This is a genomic window from Photobacterium sp. MCCC 1A19761, assembly GCF_037389125.1.
Taxonomy (GTDB): Bacteria; Pseudomonadota; Gammaproteobacteria; order Enterobacterales; family Vibrionaceae; genus Photobacterium.
This window is the reverse complement of the sequence record NZ_JAZGTF010000004.1, coordinates 76,226-95,130: the sequence shown is the minus strand read 5'-3', so window position 1 is coordinate 95,130 and position 18,905 is coordinate 76,226. Positions and strand designations below refer to the sequence as shown.

General features: G+C 48.9%; 19 protein-coding genes. 4 read left to right on the top strand and 15 right to left on the bottom strand.

All coding sequences use genetic code 11. From position 1 onward, the window contains the following. Positions 1-3: 3 nt before the first annotated feature. Complete coding sequence (locus VV869_RS07030) at positions 4-816, bottom strand: energy transducer TonB (protein ID WP_337734277.1); 813 nt, start codon at positions 814-816, stop codon at positions 4-6. Between the two features lie 532 nt (positions 817-1,348). On the opposite strand from VV869_RS07030, the gene hutX reads away from it, so the two are divergent. From hutX to VV869_RS07015, 3 genes are all read left to right on the top strand, one after another. After that, positions 1,349-1,825, top strand: coding sequence for a heme utilization cystosolic carrier protein HutX (gene hutX, locus VV869_RS07025; RefSeq protein ID WP_337734389.1), 477 nt, complete (start codon positions 1,349-1,351; stop codon positions 1,823-1,825). Positions 1,826-1,830: 5 nt separating this feature from the next. Next, positions 1,831-2,391 (top strand): heme utilization protein HutZ, encoded by a 561-nt coding sequence (gene hutZ / locus VV869_RS07020; protein ID WP_337734276.1) that lies wholly within the window; start codon positions 1,831-1,833, stop codon positions 2,389-2,391. Between the two features lie 139 nt (positions 2,392-2,530). Then, on the top strand, positions 2,531-2,734 hold the full coding sequence (locus VV869_RS07015) for a hypothetical protein (protein WP_337734275.1): 204 nt from the start codon (positions 2,531-2,533) through the stop codon (positions 2,732-2,734). A 63-nt stretch (positions 2,735-2,797) separates the two neighbouring features. On the opposite strand, the gene VV869_RS07010 is transcribed toward VV869_RS07015, so the two are convergent. The 10 genes from VV869_RS07010 to VV869_RS06965 all read right to left on the bottom strand — a co-directional run bounded on the left by VV869_RS07010 (position 2,798) and on the right by VV869_RS06965 (position 11,354). Beyond that, positions 2,798-3,397 carry a GNAT family N-acetyltransferase gene (locus tag VV869_RS07010; protein WP_337734274.1) on the bottom strand — a complete coding sequence of 200 codons (600 nt, stop codon included), beginning with the start codon at positions 3,395-3,397 and terminating at the stop codon, positions 2,798-2,800. Between the two features lie 105 nt (positions 3,398-3,502). Beyond that, a complete protein-coding gene (locus VV869_RS07005; RefSeq protein ID WP_337734273.1) occupies positions 3,503-3,853 on the bottom strand; it encodes a hypothetical protein in 351 nt (116 codons plus the stop codon). Between the two features lie 483 nt (positions 3,854-4,336). Then, positions 4,337-4,948 carry a rhomboid family intramembrane serine protease gene (locus VV869_RS07000; RefSeq protein ID WP_337734272.1) on the bottom strand — a complete coding sequence of 204 codons (612 nt, stop codon included), beginning with the start codon at positions 4,946-4,948 and terminating at the stop codon, positions 4,337-4,339. Positions 4,949-5,122: 174 nt separating this feature from the next. Then, positions 5,123-5,413 carry a hypothetical protein gene (locus tag VV869_RS06995; RefSeq protein WP_337734271.1) on the bottom strand — a complete coding sequence of 97 codons (291 nt, stop codon included), beginning with the start codon at positions 5,411-5,413 and terminating at the stop codon, positions 5,123-5,125. Positions 5,414-5,546: 133 nt separating this feature from the next. Then, complete coding sequence (locus tag VV869_RS06990; RefSeq protein ID WP_337734270.1) at positions 5,547-5,999, bottom strand: phosphatase domain-containing protein; 453 nt, start codon at positions 5,997-5,999, stop codon at positions 5,547-5,549. 5 nt (positions 6,000-6,004) lie between these two features. Beyond that, positions 6,005-6,559, bottom strand: coding sequence for a histidine phosphatase family protein (locus VV869_RS06985; protein WP_337734269.1), 555 nt, complete (start codon positions 6,557-6,559; stop codon positions 6,005-6,007). Continuing rightward, complete coding sequence (locus VV869_RS06980) at positions 6,543-7,643, bottom strand: MBL fold metallo-hydrolase (RefSeq protein WP_337734268.1); 1,101 nt, start codon at positions 7,641-7,643, stop codon at positions 6,543-6,545. Before VV869_RS06980 ends, VV869_RS06985 begins: the two co-directional genes overlap by 17 nt. Continuing rightward, on the bottom strand, positions 7,640-8,677 hold the full coding sequence (locus VV869_RS06975) for an ABC transporter ATP-binding protein (RefSeq protein ID WP_337734267.1): 1,038 nt from the start codon (positions 8,675-8,677) through the stop codon (positions 7,640-7,642). Before VV869_RS06975 ends, VV869_RS06980 begins: the two co-directional genes overlap by 4 nt. Then, a complete protein-coding gene (locus VV869_RS06970) occupies positions 8,665-10,356 on the bottom strand; it encodes an ABC transporter permease (RefSeq protein WP_337734266.1) in 1,692 nt (563 codons plus the stop codon). Before VV869_RS06970 ends, VV869_RS06975 begins: the two co-directional genes overlap by 13 nt. Before the next feature lie 35 nt (positions 10,357-10,391). After that, positions 10,392-11,354 carry an ABC transporter substrate-binding protein gene (locus tag VV869_RS06965; RefSeq protein WP_337734265.1) on the bottom strand — a complete coding sequence of 321 codons (963 nt, stop codon included), beginning with the start codon at positions 11,352-11,354 and terminating at the stop codon, positions 10,392-10,394. Between the two features lie 225 nt (positions 11,355-11,579). On the opposite strand from VV869_RS06965, the gene VV869_RS06960 reads away from it, so the two are divergent. Next, a complete protein-coding gene (locus VV869_RS06960) occupies positions 11,580-12,338 on the top strand; it encodes a DeoR/GlpR family DNA-binding transcription regulator (protein WP_337734264.1) in 759 nt (252 codons plus the stop codon). A 183-nt stretch (positions 12,339-12,521) separates the two neighbouring features. On the opposite strand, the gene VV869_RS06955 is transcribed toward VV869_RS06960, so the two are convergent. From VV869_RS06955 to torA, 4 genes are all read right to left on the bottom strand, one after another. After that, positions 12,522-14,210, bottom strand: coding sequence for a DUF262 domain-containing protein (locus tag VV869_RS06955; RefSeq protein WP_337734263.1), 1,689 nt, complete (start codon positions 14,208-14,210; stop codon positions 12,522-12,524). Positions 14,211-14,659: 449 nt separating this feature from the next. Next, positions 14,660-15,232, bottom strand: a complete 573-nt coding sequence (locus VV869_RS06950; protein WP_337734262.1) for a hypothetical protein — start codon at positions 15,230-15,232, stop codon at positions 14,660-14,662. 202 nt (positions 15,233-15,434) lie between these two features. Next, a complete protein-coding gene (gene torD, locus VV869_RS06945; RefSeq protein WP_337734261.1) occupies positions 15,435-16,094 on the bottom strand; it encodes a molecular chaperone TorD in 660 nt (219 codons plus the stop codon). 255 nt (positions 16,095-16,349) lie between these two features. Next, complete coding sequence (torA, locus tag VV869_RS06940) at positions 16,350-18,881, bottom strand: trimethylamine-N-oxide reductase TorA (RefSeq protein WP_337734260.1); 2,532 nt, start codon at positions 18,879-18,881, stop codon at positions 16,350-16,352. Positions 18,882-18,905 lie beyond the last annotated feature (24 nt).

The following is an 18,905-nucleotide window of genomic DNA, read 5'->3' as shown; positions in this document are numbered from 1 at the left end:
GTGTTAGTCCAGTTGAAAGCGAACAGGGATTTGCACACGATGCGCAATCGCTTGTCCGTCGACGATATGGGAGGAAAAGTGCCAGCGCTTGATTGCTTCCAGCGCGGCCTGATCCAAAATTTCTGCCCCGGAGGATTTCACCAGAAGGTGTCTGATCTGCTTGCCGTTTGGATCAATCCAAACTTCAACCTTGACCACCCCCTCAATGCCACGACGTTTGGCCAGCGATGGATAGGTTAGTGGGCTGGGACGGGTGGCGAAGCTTGGTTTCGAAACCATTTTGGGAACGCTGTTGACCCCGGCTGTCGCCTGTGCAGCTTGCGGTGGTTGCTGGGAATCCGGCCTGGACTGAGTCTCGGCATTTGTTGTCTCCGGCTTGTCTTTTGGCGTTTCGATCGGCGTTTTCACGACTTCCTGAACAGGCTGCTGAACCGGTTCTGGCTGCTTGACTACAGGCTGCGGTTGTTTGGCTTGAGCCATGGGTGTGCGTTCGATATGCATGTCGGCAACCGGCTCGGCTTTTTTCACCAGCTTTTTGACCCGGCTTGTTTCCGGTTGCGGCTTCGTTTTGACCGGAACTGGTGGCGCTTGGGTTTGAACCGGCGTGGTTACCGGCTTCGATTCCGGTTGCTGAACCGGCGGTTTAACCTGCGCCGGTTGCGCCGGAGGTGGGGGGGCGACCAGATTGACAGACACCTGGGTGGCATGGGTGCCCGTCGGCATCGCCATCGCCACACGATTGGGTACGGCAGAGAGCAGCACACCGTGAACCAGTATGGAGACAGCGCCAGCGATGACATAACGTGTCGAGTTCATTTGGGTGGACCTACCTTACGCTTGCTTTTGAAACCGGATGTTGTAGAACTATGTCTTTGAATTAGAGCTATGTTGTTGAATAAGAGCAATGTTGTTGAACTGTGTCTTCGCCCAAGCTCGATATAGTGAAAAACAGGAATTAACCATTTGTTATCTATCGATATTTTATATAGATAGACTTATCAACATGGCTTTCCGGGACGAAGGTTTTCACATTATCCACGAAACGCGAATAATATCAATTATCATTTGCAATGTTGTTTTCGGGTGATTATGATGCGTGCAAATACGATCCGCTATTCTGTAGAGGCATGCGGCGGTGCTTTGTTGATTGGAATCGATGCGTGAGTCGGCTGTCCCGAAAGCAAACAACGACCATGGTCAATTCGCCGATTTGTGCCTTGAAGCGTGACATCGTCAGTCGAACCATCATGCACTGTCAGCAATCCCTTCTGGCTGCGACAGTGTGATTCGGAGAGAAACAGTGTTTGAAAAAATATCTTTAGAGGCCTTGAAGATCCAAGTTGCAGAGATGCTGGCAGCTAATCCGGGACTGCATGCGGTGCTGATTGCCCAGGAGCTGGCGATCACCGAAGGGGAGGTGATTATGGCTTTCCCGCCAGAATGGGTCGAAACCCTACCGGGCGAGCATGCCCAGGCAGTGCTGGAAGCCTTGCCGTCCTGGGGACCGATGACCACCATTGTTCATTCCATGGGTTCGATTTTCGAGATTAAAGCGCCTTTCCCGAAAGGGAAGGAAGCACGTGGATTTTATAACCTGATGGGGAAAGAAGGTGAGCTCCATGGTCACCTTCGTCTGGAAAACGTCAGCAACGTGGTTTTGGTCAGCAAACCGGCGAACGGCAACGCCAATTATTTTATCGGATTCCTGGCGGAGAATGGCGAATGTATCTTTAAGGTGTATTTGGGGCGTGATAAACAACGCCAGCTGTTCCCGGAGCAAATTGAAAAATTCAAACAACTCAAACAACAAATTCTTGGAGAGTAACGATCATGAGTGATGTGAAACAAGAGCGCCTGCAAAACCGCCTGGGTCCGGAAATCAAAGAATTTCGTGAAGCCTGCCAGACGCTGCAACTGGCGACGGTGGATGCCGAGGGGAAGCCAAATGTCAGCTACGCGCCGTTTGCGCTGTTGGATGATGGTTACTATGTATTGATCAGCCAGATTGCCAAGCATGCGCGCAACCTGTTGGACAATCCTCAGGTGTCGCTGATGATGATCGAAGACGAAAGCGCTTCAAAGACCATTTATGCTCGTAAGCGACTGACGTTTGAAGCCAATGTGGTTGTGGTTGAGCGCCAGAGCGAGCGTTGGCTGGCAGCCATCGCCGGCCTGAAAGCGCGTTTCGGTGAGATTGTGGACGGTTTGAGCGGTCTGGAAGATTTCACCCTGTTCCGTCTGGAACCGACCCAGGGCCTGTTTGTGAAAGGCTTTGGTCAGGCGTTCCAGGTGAGCGGTGACGACCTGGTGGATTTCGTTCACTTGCAGGAAGGCCACAAGCGGATTCAAGATGGCACTGAAGTGACTTCGACATCCGAAGAAGAGCTGTAGTTTTTGCTTTAACAGAGAATTTCAGGGCCTGTCGATACTGTCGACAGGCCCTGTTTGTTTCCGGGGCGGTATGGCGGATGTTGGGCACAGGCTCAACGTGTGAGATACACTTAAAACAGCGGTATCGAAGGGAGGACGGATGATGGTTGAAAAACGCAAACTTCCAGTCCGACAGTCATGGCAACATGCAGATAAAACTAAGACGGTGCAGCGGATGAGCATGCATGAGGGCATCGCCACATGGTACGACTGCTGCGTCTGTGAAGCCGAGCCGTACTGGGCCGAGGTCGCCGAAGAGCTGGGGATTGAGCTGAGTGACGATGAAGCCGGTGAACCCCGTTAACCATCCCTTGAAATCAAAGCGAGTCCACTGTAACGGGGGAAGTGCAAAGTCGTCCTAATACTTTTAGGCATTGGAACGGGGTCTTCTTTGCATCTGGTAGTTCGTTAGGTGCTCGTTGAAATGAATCTCGCTCACCAATTTAAACCCAAATTTTTCATAGAATGGAATGTTCCGTTGATTGAATGTATCCAGAGAACAGATTAAATTTTCCCGATCAAACCTTTCCAGTTCGGGGGTTAACAGCAAAGAGGCGATGCCTTGGTTCTGAAAATCTGGTGACACAAATAGCAAGGAAAGATATGCATCTGAAGATTGGTATAGCTCTTTTTGCTTGGCTTCCATCTTCTGAAAAGGTTTATTCATGTCGACAAATCTTTGGATACATCCGGATAAAATCAGTCTCAATTGTAACTGAATGCTTTTGATTAAAGACTTATGGCCTTTTGGGCCCAGGTGTAACCAAACAGCGCCTGCATTTGGAATCTTGTTGTTGATATATTGTGTTCCATAGTCATTGTTCGTGATCATGTCGAAAATGATACGAATTACCTTTTTTCTAACTGCCAGATCATCAGATAAGAATCGATAGAGTGGATCTTCAAGAAAGGCATCTTGCATGGTCACAATGAACTGTTCTTTCTCATGGCCGCTGATGAGTTTCATCGCGATCTCCCTCTATTCCCATTGGTATACCGCATGGTATCCACACTGCCAATGACACTGAAGATGCTGTGCGAGATTACCTGCCTTGAATACATGTGGTACGTGTTACAGATAGATACCATTTGCTCTTAGCTGTGCTTTCAAATCCAGCAGTTTAATCTGAGTCAAGACCAGGGTGCATAGATTGATCACGCCACCTGAAATTAACAGCCCCGCAGACATATAACCGAGTATCCCGTAGGAAGAGGGCAAGATTAAGAAAGCTGAGAAGAAAACAAGAAAGCTCGAAAGCGCGAGTTTCGTTTCACCACAATTGAGCGTGCAAGAGTTGGACGCTTCGTTCCAGTCGATATTAATCTTTGTACTAAGACTGCTGAACTTGAAACGGATGGTATTATCAGACCGATCATATTTGAGACGATTGTTTCTTAAGGTATCTTCAATGTCCTGCAACATATTATGCGACTCATCATTCTTCAGATATGTCAGCAGATTATGACTTCATGAATAAAAATCCAGTGCTAAATGTTTAATCTTCGATCCGGTTCTAATGAATCAATCAAAAGAAGCGACATATACGGGAGAAGCATGATTTGACTGATACGCCGTCACAGGTACTGCTAAGTCAATCTCGACATGGATATGAACCAATAACGACGTTTATAATCGTCATCGATTGATCTGTCTTTAAACGCCTGGGGATTTTGGTTCAGTTCTTCTTTTGTTTTCTTGAATGATGAACAAATGGTCCAGAGTTCACAAATAACGCCGGTAATAAAATTGAATAAGATAAGTTGTTCTATTGATGTTCCTTACCACATTGCCGCGAACAGGCATAAAATAAGAATGGCGCTAACCCTGGAGCAGTGTGACCTGACGATATGACTTCGTTCACGTCTGTGCAGAGTGCGGTCTGAATAGACTCTGACACCGAACTATTTATATGTGTTTATAGTTCGCATTCGACTGGCGAAGAAAGTAAACCGCAAAGACAAGTCCCAGCGAAAAGCTAACTACATGACCTGGCTTGGGAAGGTGGTTTTCCGCGTAAATCAGGTCGAGGGTAAATGCGGGTAATATTGTCAACGCTAATACAGACAATATGAACTTGCTTTTGAGTTGACCGCTGATATACAGGACTAGCCCGACTGCAGCCAAAGCTAAAATGGCTTGAGAGCCACCAGTGCCTAAATTCCATGGTGCGGGAACCGTAAACGTACTGACGAAAGTCCCGGCAGCCCCTGCAAACAACCAGATGAAAATAAAAGGCAGGCTGCCAATTCGACGTTCAAGCAGATAACCCAGCGCAAGAAGTGACAGCGCATTGTAAAACATATGGACTTGCTTGACGTGAATGAGCTGAGATACGACAGGCCGCCACAGCTCAAAATCGGCAATATGTTCGATTGTGTAACCACCGAATGGCTCTAAATCCGATACTTTAATTTTCCCGAAAAACATCCCTGAAATAAGGTAATTCACAGTCAGAGAGGTGATGATTGTGGTAATGACCAGAATAATGGTCATGTAAGGCATTTGCTTTATCTGCATTTTATGACTTCTTTGTGATGAATTCATGGTATGGGGCTTCGATCACCAAGTGCTTCGCTTTGATCTCATGAATTTCGGTTTCTGCTGAGTCACGATTTCTGGCATGACGATAAAATGTTTCAGGTCTGCTTTGATACCATCATCTGAGATAAAGAATAAAACATGAGATACCCGTTATTCCGTATCGGTGACTGACACAAGTGACCCTTTAATTTTGATCTCATCACGGATGTAGGTTGGGACATCAAGGATTGCTTCCAGGCTGGCCCATGAATATTTTGGCTGACTGTTAATGACGTCATTTAACTCATCATAGCTGACGCCAAAAAAGCGTGATGCTTTCATCAGGCCATTAATAAATTGCTTCTTTTCAAGCTTCGCTGCGGTGTGATCCAAGGGAATTGCGCAATATTCTTGAAATTCGTGTCTCAAATAATCGAAGAATTCAGTTTTTTCCATATCCATTTGAATCGTCCGGCGTTCACATCGTTGCAGGGCACTATATCTTGATTCGCCGAAGTCATGCAATGGCGACCCTGGGGCGTTCGTCGCCATTTTGGTAGAAAAATAGTGTGCCCCAGAAACTTAACATTGAGTATCAAAAATCTCCGGGAGCGACCTGCAGGCACGTCAGGCCCGCTTCTCTCCAGAAATCCACCACCAGGTTTCGGTCATCCAACACGAGCCATGGCGAATAGCCGTCTTTCTGAATCTTCGCCAGCAATTCTTGTTTTACCCGCGCATCAGATTCAGCATCCTTTCCCGCCGGCCGAAGATAGACGTCATCATAGGGAATACAATGTTTATCCAGCCAGTCCAGTGTATGCTGCCGATGGCTATCCGGTCTGCCACTACAGATGAGGACCGCTTCCCCGTTCTGTGCCAGATGATTCACGAGCTTCACAATATTGACGACGGGCAGCGCATCTTGCATGTGATTAAAAAACAGATCCCAGTCTTTGGTCTCACCTAAAACCCAAGGTTTCACGATCTCCGGATTAAACTCTGCAAGTGTGCCATCTACATCAACGACGATACAGCTTTTAGTCATATGAATTACTCCGTGTTCATGCTTTGTTGCCACCCATATGTTTCAGCTTGGTCCGGCCAGAAGCGAACGGGCGTCGCATTGGGGATTCTAGGGCCAGCTGGAGAACCGGTGAGATGAAACTGAATTGCCCGATAGACGCCGGAATGCGCAATGATCAAGGGGTGTTCGTAATTGTGAAGGATAGTATTGAGTGCCGTGGTTACCCGCTCGATAAAATCTTGCCACGGCTCGCCACCAGAGGGTGTTTCCTGATAACAGACTGGCTTTGTGAGAGCGGTCATTTCTAATGCTCCCCAGTCACGTTCCGTGAGGCCCGGTTCCGTTACAAAACTCGCATCAGGCAGGGCGAGTCGGGTTGTCTCTATCGCCCGCTTCATGGGACTGGAGATGACCGTCATATGGTCGGTTTTGATGGCCGCCAGGTTGTTTCTGGCATTGATCGCTTGCTGTCTGCCCATGGCATTGAGCGCGATGTCTGTCGCACCACAAAACAGGTGGTTCTGATTCGCATCTGTTTCACCGTGACGCATGAAAATAAATGGCTTACGCATAAGTTGCATTGAAGGGGCTCCAATATGAATGATTATGAATCTTGCTGTCACCCAGTTGAGTCTGAAGAGAAGAAAGATCCGGATGAAACAGGGGAATGACTGTTTCGCATCCCAGATGACGAATAAGTCGTGCATTGTCAGAAAATGTCGGGTGGACATTCCACCGAATAAAGCGAGAGGGCCTTTGTTGGTAAATTGCCTTGACCAAAGGGCCCATATAGCCCGTGAATATGATCTTCTGTAAAGCATCGTGCTTCTGGTCGAGCAATGTTTTGGCCAGCCCGCAGTCTAAATCAGCCGAGCCTGCAAGAATGATATCGGACGAACGGATATCCGATGGATGCTCGATGACTCGAATGGATTCTGACAGGGCCTTTAGTTGCGCTTGTTGTTCTGGTTGAAGCCCGATGTCGTGTTGCGCCATCGCCTGATTGATGTGCCTAAAGCCGTTTCTGTCGATGCAAACTTGCGCCGGGTATCGGGTTGCCAGCCACATGGCCATTTCTATGCCGCGGCCGGAAGCGGGGACAGGTAGTAGAACGGCACCGGATTTATTGTGTTGTGTTAACGCTTCCTCAAACAGCACTTTTTGATGATTCATCGGGGAGTCATAGTTTCCGTAGGACATATCGAGCAGCGCCACCTTGGCTGGTGGTGGTAAATCAAACCGAAATAGCTCGGATTCAAAACAGAAATCACCGCTGTAAAAGACACCCCCGTCGATATCAAAATGAAACCAGATCCCGCCCAGGGCATGTCCGGCCGAGCCGGTGCGTACGGTGACGCCCATAATGTCGGTGCATCCCTGAACGGGAAGCACATGAATGTTCTCCCGATCGGGGAGCTGTGAAGCGACAAATGCGGAGCAGTAGACGGGAATGTGTTGAGGTATTTGACCAATCCCACCGATGTGATCCACGTGATCATGACTGATAAACACCGCATCGATATCAGCAGGACACGACCAGGGGACATCAGCGGTTCCAATGCAGGCGCCGGCATCGAGCAAGAATCGCTGATGGGGCGTGTTGAGTATGATGGCTGCGGGGGCTTTCGGTGCCAGGCCGCTCAGAATTTCAATCGACTTCATCATGCGACATCCACCCGCCAGCCTTGTTCTATCTCTATATTCACCAACGAGCCTTGTGGCAAAGCGGTATGGTGGTAGCAACTCACGGACTGCTGATCATCAGCAAAGCGCAAGGTCAACAGGTAGCGCTCCCCTAAAAACACGCAGTCTGTCACTTGTGCTGGCGTGCCCGTATTGGTGATATGAATATGCTCGGGACGTATTAAAACGGGCTGCTGGGTTATGGGCTGCTGAATTGTGGAAGCAGTCAGAGCAAAATCCTGATTTTTCAGGAGCCTGTCGCTCTGCGTATTCACGGGGAGGTTGATGACACTCCCTTTGCCAATAAACTGAGCTAACCACGACGTTTCTGGTTGTTGATAAAGCGACTCGGGCGTGCCCCACTGAACTAAGCCGCCCTGATGCATCACCGCGACATGGGTTGCTAGCGCCATCGCTTCGGCCTGATCGTGCGTGACGAAGACAAATGTGGCGCCTGTCTCACGGTGAAACTCTCTGAAGCTTTCTTCCATTGTCGCTCGCAGATGTCGATCAAGGTTCGCCAATGGCTCATCGAGCAGTACGACTTCGGGCTCTGCGACGAGACAGCGAGCCAGCGCGACTCGCTGACGTTGACCACCGCTGAGTTCCTGAACTTTTCGGTTTTCGTAGCCACGCATATCGACAATTTCCAGCATCTTTCTTGCTGCTTTTTGAGCTTGTGGAGATGGCAGCCCTTGAACTTTCAAGGGGTAAGCGACGTTCTCAATCACGGTCATATGGGGCCATAACGCATAGGATTGGAACACCATACTCATACGGCGTTTTTCGGGCGCAACCGCGACACGGCCATCATCCAGAACCATGCCATTCATGGTCAGCCTTCCCGAGGTCAGATGCTCTAAACCGGCGATCATTCGTAGCGTGGTTGTTTTACCGCAGCCGCTCGGCCCGAGTAAGGCACAAAATGCACCATCAGGGATGGTGAGCGATAAATGATCAACGGCTGTTTGGTTCCGGAACGTTTTACAAACATCTTCAAGGATTAATTCTGCCATGGGATCACTCCTTTGGGTAAAAAGCGAGAGAAGCTGTTGAGCAACCACATGACGGCTGCGACCAGCAAAACGACGATGACTGACACGGCAGAGGCGAGCACTTTATTACCACTTTCGTCCAGGTTGAAAATAACAACGCCAAGCGTTTCTGTACCCGCACTCCACAATAGGGCGGAGACGGTCAGTTCATTCACCGCGGTGAGGAATACAAGTAAAGCGCCGGCAAAGGCGGATGGTGCCAGTAGCGGGAAAATTATGTCTTTCAGGCGGGTGAACAGGTTTGCCCCTGCCAGTTGCGCGGCTTCTTCCATGGCGGGATCAATTTGTGTCATCTGGGTCAACACAGGCTTGAAACAAACCGCCATAAATCGCGCAAGGTAAGCAATAAAAATAATGCCTAAAGTCCCGTAAAGGCTCCATTCCAGCCAGGGGAATGGGCGGGCAAACAGGAGGATACAAGCGATTGCCAGCACGACACCGGGAAGCGTGAATGGAATATCGATCAGGCTGATCAGGAGCCGAGACTTTCTTCCCGGAAAACGCGTCGTTAAATAGGCAAGCGACACACAGAGAACAATCAAAACGCATGCCGCAGAGATGGAAAGGAACAGGCTATTTATCAATGCCGTATAGGTGGCACTTTGTCGGGAAAAAATCGTCTGGTAGGCATCAAAGGTCAATGTCTGCCAGTTCAGAGGAACGCCCATGGTCGGGATCAGAGAGCTGAAGATGAGCGCCAGCAGAGGGAGCACCAGAATCACAAAGAGCAGGAGAGCCAGCGTCATCTCTGCGGTATTGCGATAGTTCCCCAGCTGTATTTGCAGCGCCTGACCACTGTTCCCGATGAGGTGGACAGAACTGGCTTGCTGTGCCTTGTTCTGTAAATAGACAATGACATACGCCAAAATCGCCATCAGGATTGAAAGGCTGGCAACATCGTTCAACACACCGGCACCAAAATTAGCCATGTGTTGGTATATCAGCGTCGGGAGCACTAGATATGAAATCGGAATACCAATCATCGCGGCAATCCCAAAGTTACCCAGTGCAGAGACAAAAGCCAGGGCTGCGGCCGCAAGTAACGCGGGATAACAAAGCGGCAGAATAATATCCGACATCACAGCACGGGTCGAAGCGCCACACAGTCGCGCCGCCTCAATTTGCTCTTTCGGCAGGGCGATGAGTTGTGTTCTCAGTGCCAGAAATACCAGCGGTGCATGTTGAATCCCTAGCAGAAAAGCGATGCCTTCGGCGGAATAAATAGGGTTTGAACTGCCCAGCGGTGGCGCCAGTCCGATACTTTTTAAAATAGTGCTACTGGGGCCAAAAAGTTGGATCCAGCACAACGCGGTCACTTGCGGGGGGATCATCATCGGCAGCATAAACAGAAACGCCCACAGGGGTTTGAAGCGAATATCAGTTAAAGCGATCAACAGCGCGAGTAGGCCGCCAATGAATAAAGAGAGCAACATAGCCAGCGTGCTGGTATAGAAGCTATGCCAGAGTGCTTTCCAGGTTAACGGATCAGACAGCATCCGCCAGAGACTGGAGTCTACGCCATTTTTGATATTTGAGAGCGATGTGATGAAAAGTTGCAGTGACGGCAGAATGGTCAGCACACATACGATCATCAACAAGAGAAATACAAGCCCCTTATAGAGGCTTGTATTGTTCGTCATGGTTATAGTATTCATTTATATTTTAACGGTTGATGTTAATTAAATATTTTTGCGAATTGACGTTTATTTTCGGTCGCATTGTTGAGGGCACTTTTCGGGTGAAAGGCCATCATTTTAATTTGCTCGCGTGGCGGAAAACCTGCGGGTGTTCCGACGTTGTTCGACGCCGGTAAATAGCCTTGTGATCTCACCATTTCCTGACCTTGCTCCGAGAGCAGAAAATCAACAAATTTCTGAGCTGCTACTTTGTTCTGGCTGTCAGACAGAATCGCCACTGGCTCGGTCACCATACTGACGCCTTCTTTAGGGAAAACGAATTCTATCGGTGCGCCCTTCGCTTTCTCACGGATAGCAAGGTAGTCAACAATTGCACCATAGGCTTTGGTCCCGGATGAAAGTGCGTTGAGTACACCACCATTGCCGCCTTGTGCCTGAACCTGGTTATCTTTGAGTTGCTGGTAATAGTGCCAACCCATTGCTTTGTTCTCTGTTAAGGTGGCTAAATGTATCAGCGCTGCACCTGAATACAGCGGGCTCGGCATCACGGCCAGGTTTTTCATTTCAGGCTTGGTGAAATCCCACCATGAATCTGGCTTGAAGCTCGCTTGGGTATGATAAGCGATACCTGTGGTGATCATTTTTGTCCCGTGGTAATACCCTTTGGCATCATATAAAGAAGGATCATAATCTTTTTGATAACGGGAGACGTAAGGGGAGAGACGTCCTTTCTCTTTCAGGGATTCCATCGTCACGCTGTCAGCAATAAGCAGAAGATCCGGACTTTGAACGCCAGCTTCCTTTTCTGCCTGGAAGCGGGCCATTAATTTTGTTGTGCCGTCGCGGATCCAGTTCACACGAATTTCAGGGTTTGCTTTTTCAAAAGCAGCCACTGTTTGTTGAGCATCCTGATTTGGCTGGCTTGTGTAGAGCATCAGTGTTGTTTGAGCGCTCGCAGAGGCAGATGCGAGTGCGAATAGAAGCGCAGTGACTTTTTTCATACATTCCTCATGGTCTATATAACGCTGAAATTAGATGTTCTGAACTGTGTATTGGTGGTTAGTTAATCATCGGAAGATGAAATAAATAATGCATTTTAATTTCGTTTTAATGTTATTCGATTTTCTAATCGAAAATGATTTGTATAGGGGGAAACTGATGATATGTTGTTTTCAACACGATGAACCCGAAACAGAAAATACGAAGTACGAATGGGTTGAATGCTTATGCTCACTCAAGATGAACGACGTCACATTATTGTGCAGAAAGTAATTTCGGAAGGAGAGAAGAGTGTCGAGGAATTATCCCGATGGTGTCAGGTGTCACTGCAAACCATTCGGGCCGATATTCGTTTTCTAACCGAAAGAGGCAAGGTTTTCCGAACTCATGGTGGCGTCGCGGCATTTCAGCGCGAAAATGTCGAATACCATTCTCGTGAATGCCTTAACCGTGAAGGGAAAAAACGCATCGGAAAAGCGGCCGCCTCATATCTTCATCGGGCGAGTAATTGTTTTCTCGGAACCGGAACGACGGTGGAAATGGTTGCTCGTGCAATGAATAAAGAGACAGAGCTTGATGTCTTTACCAATAATCTTTACGCCGCCTCGTATTTATGTGAATACCCGAAAGTCAATATTACCATTGCCGGCGGGAAGCTCCGTAAACGTGATCAAGATATTATTGGTGGGGGTGCGTTGAATTTCTTTCAACGCTATCGGGCACAAATTGGAGTTGTCTCTGTGGGTGGGATAGATTCTGAAGGATATTTATATGACTACAACGATACCGAGGTGATGGCGCGTGAAGCGCTGTGCCGGTCTGCCCAATTTACGATATTGGTTGTCGATAGTGGAAAAATGGGCGTTGTCGCGAGTTGTCAGAATGGTCATGTGAATGACTTTGACTTAGTTGTCGCAGACTTCTCGCCAACTCAGGAAATTCAGTCTCGATTAGATGAAAAAAATACGCAATGGGAAAAGGTTTGATCTGTCTAGCAACCATGCAATACAACACAAGCAGGCTGCGGTGAGACCGCAGTAAGAACTCCTCAATCTGAGTTTGCCGTACGCAATTCTGAATGGCGATAATGACAAAGCGAAGTAGCCAACAGACTTGCTTTACCATTTATACCGAGAATGCTCATAAGTGTTATGGATTGAGGAGTAGTATTAACTATATGGTAAAGACCAAATGGCTTTAGCTTGCTTTGCAAGGTATTTTTGTCTATTGGATAGGTTTTCTTGTGACCAAACTTTGTAGCCGATCTTTTTACTTAGTTCATATCTGCTAATTTTATAAACACTAACTTTTTCACTGTATGGTTTATTACCTAACAATCTGTTTTTATCACTTTCTAGAATAGTGAAATTACCTAGTCTGTAGATAAAACTCTCTTCGATATCAGCAGGGAATTCTTCTACCCATGCCTCTGTCGGGTTTTCGGGGAGAATATGCTCTAAAGAGCCATTGTCAGCTTCATAGTCGTATGCATAACCTGATAAATGACTCTCAATTGAATAGACGATATATCTTGCTAACTTAGAGGATCTTTTAGTCCGAATGGATTTTGTTTCAAAGTTACGTTCGAAGTCATCATCAGCGACGTAAAGTGGTTTTAGTATATTAAATATATCTCTCGCGGTCTTTGCATTTCCATTATGAATGGCTTTACATGCATCATTATACTTAGATTCTAATGCATTCGGGTTTAGGCCGGAAATAACCATATATCTAAACGATATGACAGCACAAATTTTTAGAACACTTAGCCATTCATCACGGTCAAAATACAAATTTGCGTTTATTAGTAATGGATAGCATTGTGTGACATTAAATAGATTCAACTCCCTAATATGCTTTTTGACTTTATCTTCACCGTCCCATAAGGGATGATTGTGATTAGATAGGGCAGAATATATTTCAGATACTTCACTCATTTCATTCAACAGTTCAAAAGCTGCTTGCGGGTCTTTGATGTTTCGTTTTACAGTTTTAAATAGCTCTTTTTCCTGTATAACACCATTTTGCATCATCCAATAGTGTCGCAAAAACTTAGGGAATGACGAATAAGAGACGTGATTAATAGTCACATCCCAGATGTTTTTTACGTGATTTTTATCATTGTCATCTACAATAGAAAATAAGTAATTTTTTAGTAAGTCTGTTACTGAAAGATCAAGGCCACGATCGTTTAGAGTTTCGAAAATTAAATAAGCGCTAAGGTCGTCAGTCGCAGTTATTTGAATAAATAGTAAACTATCTGACATAAACTCAACAAAGTCGACTAACGTCGCTACGTCATCATTCTTGTATACCTCATCTAATAACATAGCTTTAAAATATCCAAAACACTTCCACAAAAGTTTATTGCTTTTAACTTCGGATTTAATATTTACTGGATTTCTGAAGTTTGTTAGATATGTTGAAAAAAATGGATTGTTAGTTTCATTTAGCTCAATTTTATTTTCATAGTTTAGAGACGATAACGACTTCTTTCCTACAAAGTCATTAATTAGTAATTCAACTCTCTTTGAATTATTTTCAATGTCGACCTCATTCTTGATTAAGTCTTTTATTATGTCAACTACGGCTAGTATCAGTACTGTTAGAGTGGTAAGTCGTTGTTGTCCATCAATGATATCGTACTTTTTTTTGTCTTTTGAAACTAAAACAATTGAGCCCATATAGTGCTTAGAGTTACTTTTTCTGTTCGTTTCTATATCAAGCCATAGATCATTCCAATTACTTTCATCCCAAGAATAATCTCGTTGGTATAGTGGTACTGCAAACTTATTATCACCTTTTATAATTCCAGCAAATGTGTCTGTTTCAGCATTCAAGAAATTTTCTGCCGACATATTCCCCCCTTTTTATTAAACCTAGCTGGCTAATACTAGTTGTGAATTATTCACTATGCTCATTTCCCCACAGCTACCGCATGGATCCTTTCGCACACTATATCCAAAAATTGATTTTACTTTCAGTCGGTTAGATCACTAAAACGGTATGGTACGGATGTAATGGCTCCGGGCAAAGGAAGCATCTCTGTTTAACGAGATCTCGTATGCACCGGGGATCACGACGAAAGCCTTGTCTTTTCAGTCGGATAGGTTCGCCACTGTTGTGCAAAGTAAGCAATGTCTGTGCCGTGAAGGCTGAAGGAGAAGGGCGGTGGGATATCTGAGTCGATGGGCGTTCAGGTTGCAGGGTGAAAATTTGAAGATAGGACGGTTATAACGAATCAAACCCCTGCCAGCGCTGAGCTGGCAGGGGCTTGTGGGGGAGGTGGAATTAAAGTTTGTTTCGCTTACTGGATTTGCTCAACCAGGGTGTTGAGTTCTTTCACCAGCGCTTCGGTGTTCGGATCCTGATCTTTCATCGCGATTAGGGTTTCTTGTTGCAGCTTTTCCTGCATGCCCATCAGCTGTTTGTCTGAGATCATTTGCTGACGTTGCTCCGCCATTTTGTTTTTGGCGTCAATGAAGCTCTGGATCAGCTCGCTGCGCTCTTCTTTTGACAGCTGTTCAGTTTGGATTTTGGTCTGGATTTCCTGCGCCTGGGTGACAAACGCTTCCGGATCGTAACCAATATCTTTGGCTTTTTGCTCAAACGCCTGCTCCAGCTGTTTGGCCTGCGCCGCTAGCTCTGGATTCGACTGCATCGCCTGCTGGCGGATGCTGGTGAGATCGCGCTGGATCGCATTAATACGCTCGACGGTCTCCTTCGGCGGGGTGGCGGTTTTGTTGGCCAGGCTGGCGTTGGCCTGCGGCGTCAGCATCATGGCAAGGAGAACCAGAGGCAGTGACAGGCTGATGAACCAGCGCTGCGCGGATGATTTCACCGACAGCGAACGGGCAATACTTGAACGGGTATTGGTCATGACAGATACCTCTTGCTATATCAATTGATCGCTCAATGAGCGTGGTATGGCAATTAATGTAGCGAAGCGCCGGGCGGGAAATGTCAGTGATGTGTCATGAAAGCTGTGTCTTTGCTGAACAGCTGGTCATTTCAGGTTGGGAAGGCGGCAGAAAAAAGCCGGCACGCAGGGTGCCGGCAAACAGTCTGGAGATTGTTGCTGGTTATGCTTCCTGGGCTTCACCGGCCAAAAAGGTGTGGTCAAGCCGACAAAAGGCGAGCAGCAGGTTGACGGCAGCAGCGTAGAAGCCAAACGGATCCCGCGACTGGCAAGCCTGGGCGAATGCCGGCAGCCAGTTGAGCAGCATGCTCTCAAGAAAGGTTAGCTGCGCCTGCATCAACGGCTCTGCTGCTTGCTCATCAGCTTGCTGATTGGCGCGGATAATGAGGTTCCCCATGAAATCCAGCTCAACGGCAAGGTGATCTGCCGGTTCGTTAAAGTCCTTGCGCTGGGCAATGTCGTAGCGTTCAAGCCACTGATTCATCTCTTGCGCCGGTTGGTCATTGAGCAGGCCGCTCTGGCCGACGTAGATCGACGCATAAGGCAGGGCGCCGGTTTTCGGGGTGCTGAGAAACAGGCCGCAGAAATCTGCCGCTAGCTCCAGCTGCGCATCGGCACGGGTTGCCAGACGTTGCAGCGCGTTTTGGAAATCTTCTGCTGGTTGCTTGAGCTCCGGCGTCATGGCCAGACCGGAGAGAAATGTGAGGATCTCGCCGCTGTGATAGTGGTTGAGATCTTCAGCCGTCAGCTCGCGTGAGAGCAGGGAAGACATCCACCAGTAGATTTCCGCACGTTGTTCGTTGAAAGCAATCATTTCTTGCATGGCGGCTCCTGAGTCTCGCTTGTTTGGTATTGTTCTGGGCTTTGTTCAAGGTGCTTTTCAAGGTGTTGTTTAGGGCGCTGTTGGATATGTCGCTATCTGTTTCCAGATTAGAGCACTGCGCACCAGCCCGCGTTATCGTCTTGATTATAAACCCCCGGCAGCAAAAGGCCCGCACAGGCACAAACTGTTCGGGATACGGTGCCAGACTTTCTGGCACCGTTCGCCATTGGGGTTTACCTGATTACACCGATAGATTTAGTCGAGATCCATCGCCGGGAACAGCGGGTTAATGTCGGTTACTTCCGTCGGGCCGCTGAAGCCGGTTACTGGTGGAACCGTGCCGGTGAATTTCTCAATCTCGACCAGCGCTGAGGCCGCTGAAGTAGCCTGTGCCAGTTTGGAAGAGCCGATATCCTGAGTCAGGACGTTCGGATCGCCGTAAGTACACAGGGTACCCGGCTTGCCGCCTTCCAGTGGGCTGTACCAGGCACCTTCATGGATGCGGCAAACCCCGGTTTTATAGTCGTCGGTCACGACGGCACCGGCCAGCACCTGACCCCGGTCGTTGAAGACACGCACGATATCACCGGACTGAATGCCCCGCGCTTTGGCATCTTTGGTATTGATGTAGATCGGCTCACGATCGGCCACCGCGTAGCTCGCCCGGTGCTCGGTTGAGGAGCACAGCTGCGAGTGCAGACGGTGATTCGGGTGCGTACTCTGCAAGTTGAGCGGGAACTTGTCTGAACGCGGGCCGCCGTGGCTGCGCTCTTTCTTCTCAAACCACATCGGGTGGCCCTGACAGTCGTCATAACCCATCTGGGCAATCGTCTTACAGTAGATTTCAATCAGGCCCGAAGCGGTGCCCAACGGCTCCAGGTCCGGCTCGTTACGGAACGAGGCGTGGCGGACCCAGTCCTGGCCAGCCGGAAACTCGATAAAGCCTTCACCATCCCAGAACTTGCGGAAGTTCGGCATCCGCACACCCAGGCCACGGCCTTGCAGGCGGGCACCGTTGTAAATGTGTTCGATCCACTCCATCTGGCTTTTGCCACCGGTGAACTCTTCCTCGCGGTCGAAGCGACGGCACAGATCGCGGAAAATATCGAAATCGTCTTTAGCTTCGAACATCGGGTCGACCACTTGCGGCAGGGCAATGATCCCGGCGTTCGAATGGTTGCCGTATTGCTCGATGTCGTTGCGCTCATGGGTGGTGGTCGCCGGCAGCACGATATCGGCAAAGCGGCAGGTCGCAGTCCACTGGTGATCGATGCTGATCACGGTTTCCAGCTTGCGCCAGACCTTGATCATCTTGTTGCGATCCTGGTGGTGGTGAAACGGGTTGTTGCCGCAGAAAATCGCCATTTTCATGTGCGGGAATTTCACATCATGGCCGTTCCACTGGATGGTTTTGCCCGGGTTTTCGATACAGTCGACGAATCGTGCCACCGGAATGTAAGTGGAGTACCCCTTGAACGAGCCGTTGTGGATCGGATCGACACCGGTGACACCGCTAAAGCCGGACATCAGTGGGCCGTTCGAGGTGGTTGAACCGGCATCGTTGTAGTGCCAGCCGAAGCCGAAACCGCCGCCAGGCAGGCCGATCTGACCCAGCATCGCCGCCACAACAACCAGCATCCAGGCGTATTGTTCGCCGTGCTGCATCCGTTGCAAACACCAGCCGCCGATGATCTGCGTGCGGCCACCGGCCATCTGGCGCGCCAGTGCACGGATAGTCCCGGCATCAATGCCACAGATTTTTTCAGCCCATTCCGGGGTCTTCTCGACGCCGTCTTTCTCACCCAGCAGGTAAGGCAGGAACTTGTCAAAACCAGTCGTGTAGTCGGCAATGAAGTCTTTGCTGTAGAGATCTTCTTTATACAGGGTATGGGCAATGGCCAGCATCAGCGGCACATCGGTTTGCGGGTTGACCGGGATCTGCTCGCCGCCGACGAATTTCTGGGTCTGAGAGCGCACCGGATCAATGTAGATCACTTTGATCTCTTTGTTCTTCACTTTCTCAGCCAGTTGCTGGTAGTACGCATACGGGCTGTGGTCCGGCACCAGCCAGCCCACCTGAAGGTTTTTGATTGGGTCAGAGCCCCAGATCACGATGGTGTCAGAATGCTCCAGCACCAGCGGCCAGGAGGTTTGCTGCTCATACACTTCCATGGCACCGGCCACATACGGCAGCACCACCTGAGCGGCACCGGTCGAGTAGTCGCCCATTTTGCCGAGGTAAGTACCGTGCAGGCCAATCGCGCGGCTCATCATGGTCCCGGCGGAGTGCAGTTTACCTACCGACTGCCAACCGGTATGACCGGCATACAGCGCGCTCGGGCCGTAAGACGTCTGGACACGCTCCAGCTCGTGATAGAAGAAGTCCAGCGCCTGAGACCAAGGCACGCGGACGAAGCGGTTGTCACCACGCTGAGTGGTATCTGATTTGTAGCCGTGCTTGAGCCAGTCGAGGCGAACCATCGGATATTTGACCCGGGCCGGGTTATAGACCACTTCCCGCACGCCGTTGATCATCGTGGTTGGGTGCTTGTCTTTTTCGAACGGTACGGTATCGACCCAGACGCCGTTTTCGACTTTGGCGCGGAAGGCACCCCAGTGGGAGCCGGACAGAACCTCACCGGTGAAGTTCGCTTTGGTTTCGTGGGCGGCCATGGCTTTGCGTGGCGCCAGCAGGCTGGTGCCGACCACAGATGCGGCACTGGCAGCGACCAGACCGGAGAGAAAGCGACGGCGCGTGATGCCTTGAGTTTGAGTTGGAGTCGCCATAGTTGAATCCTTTACAAAAATTTG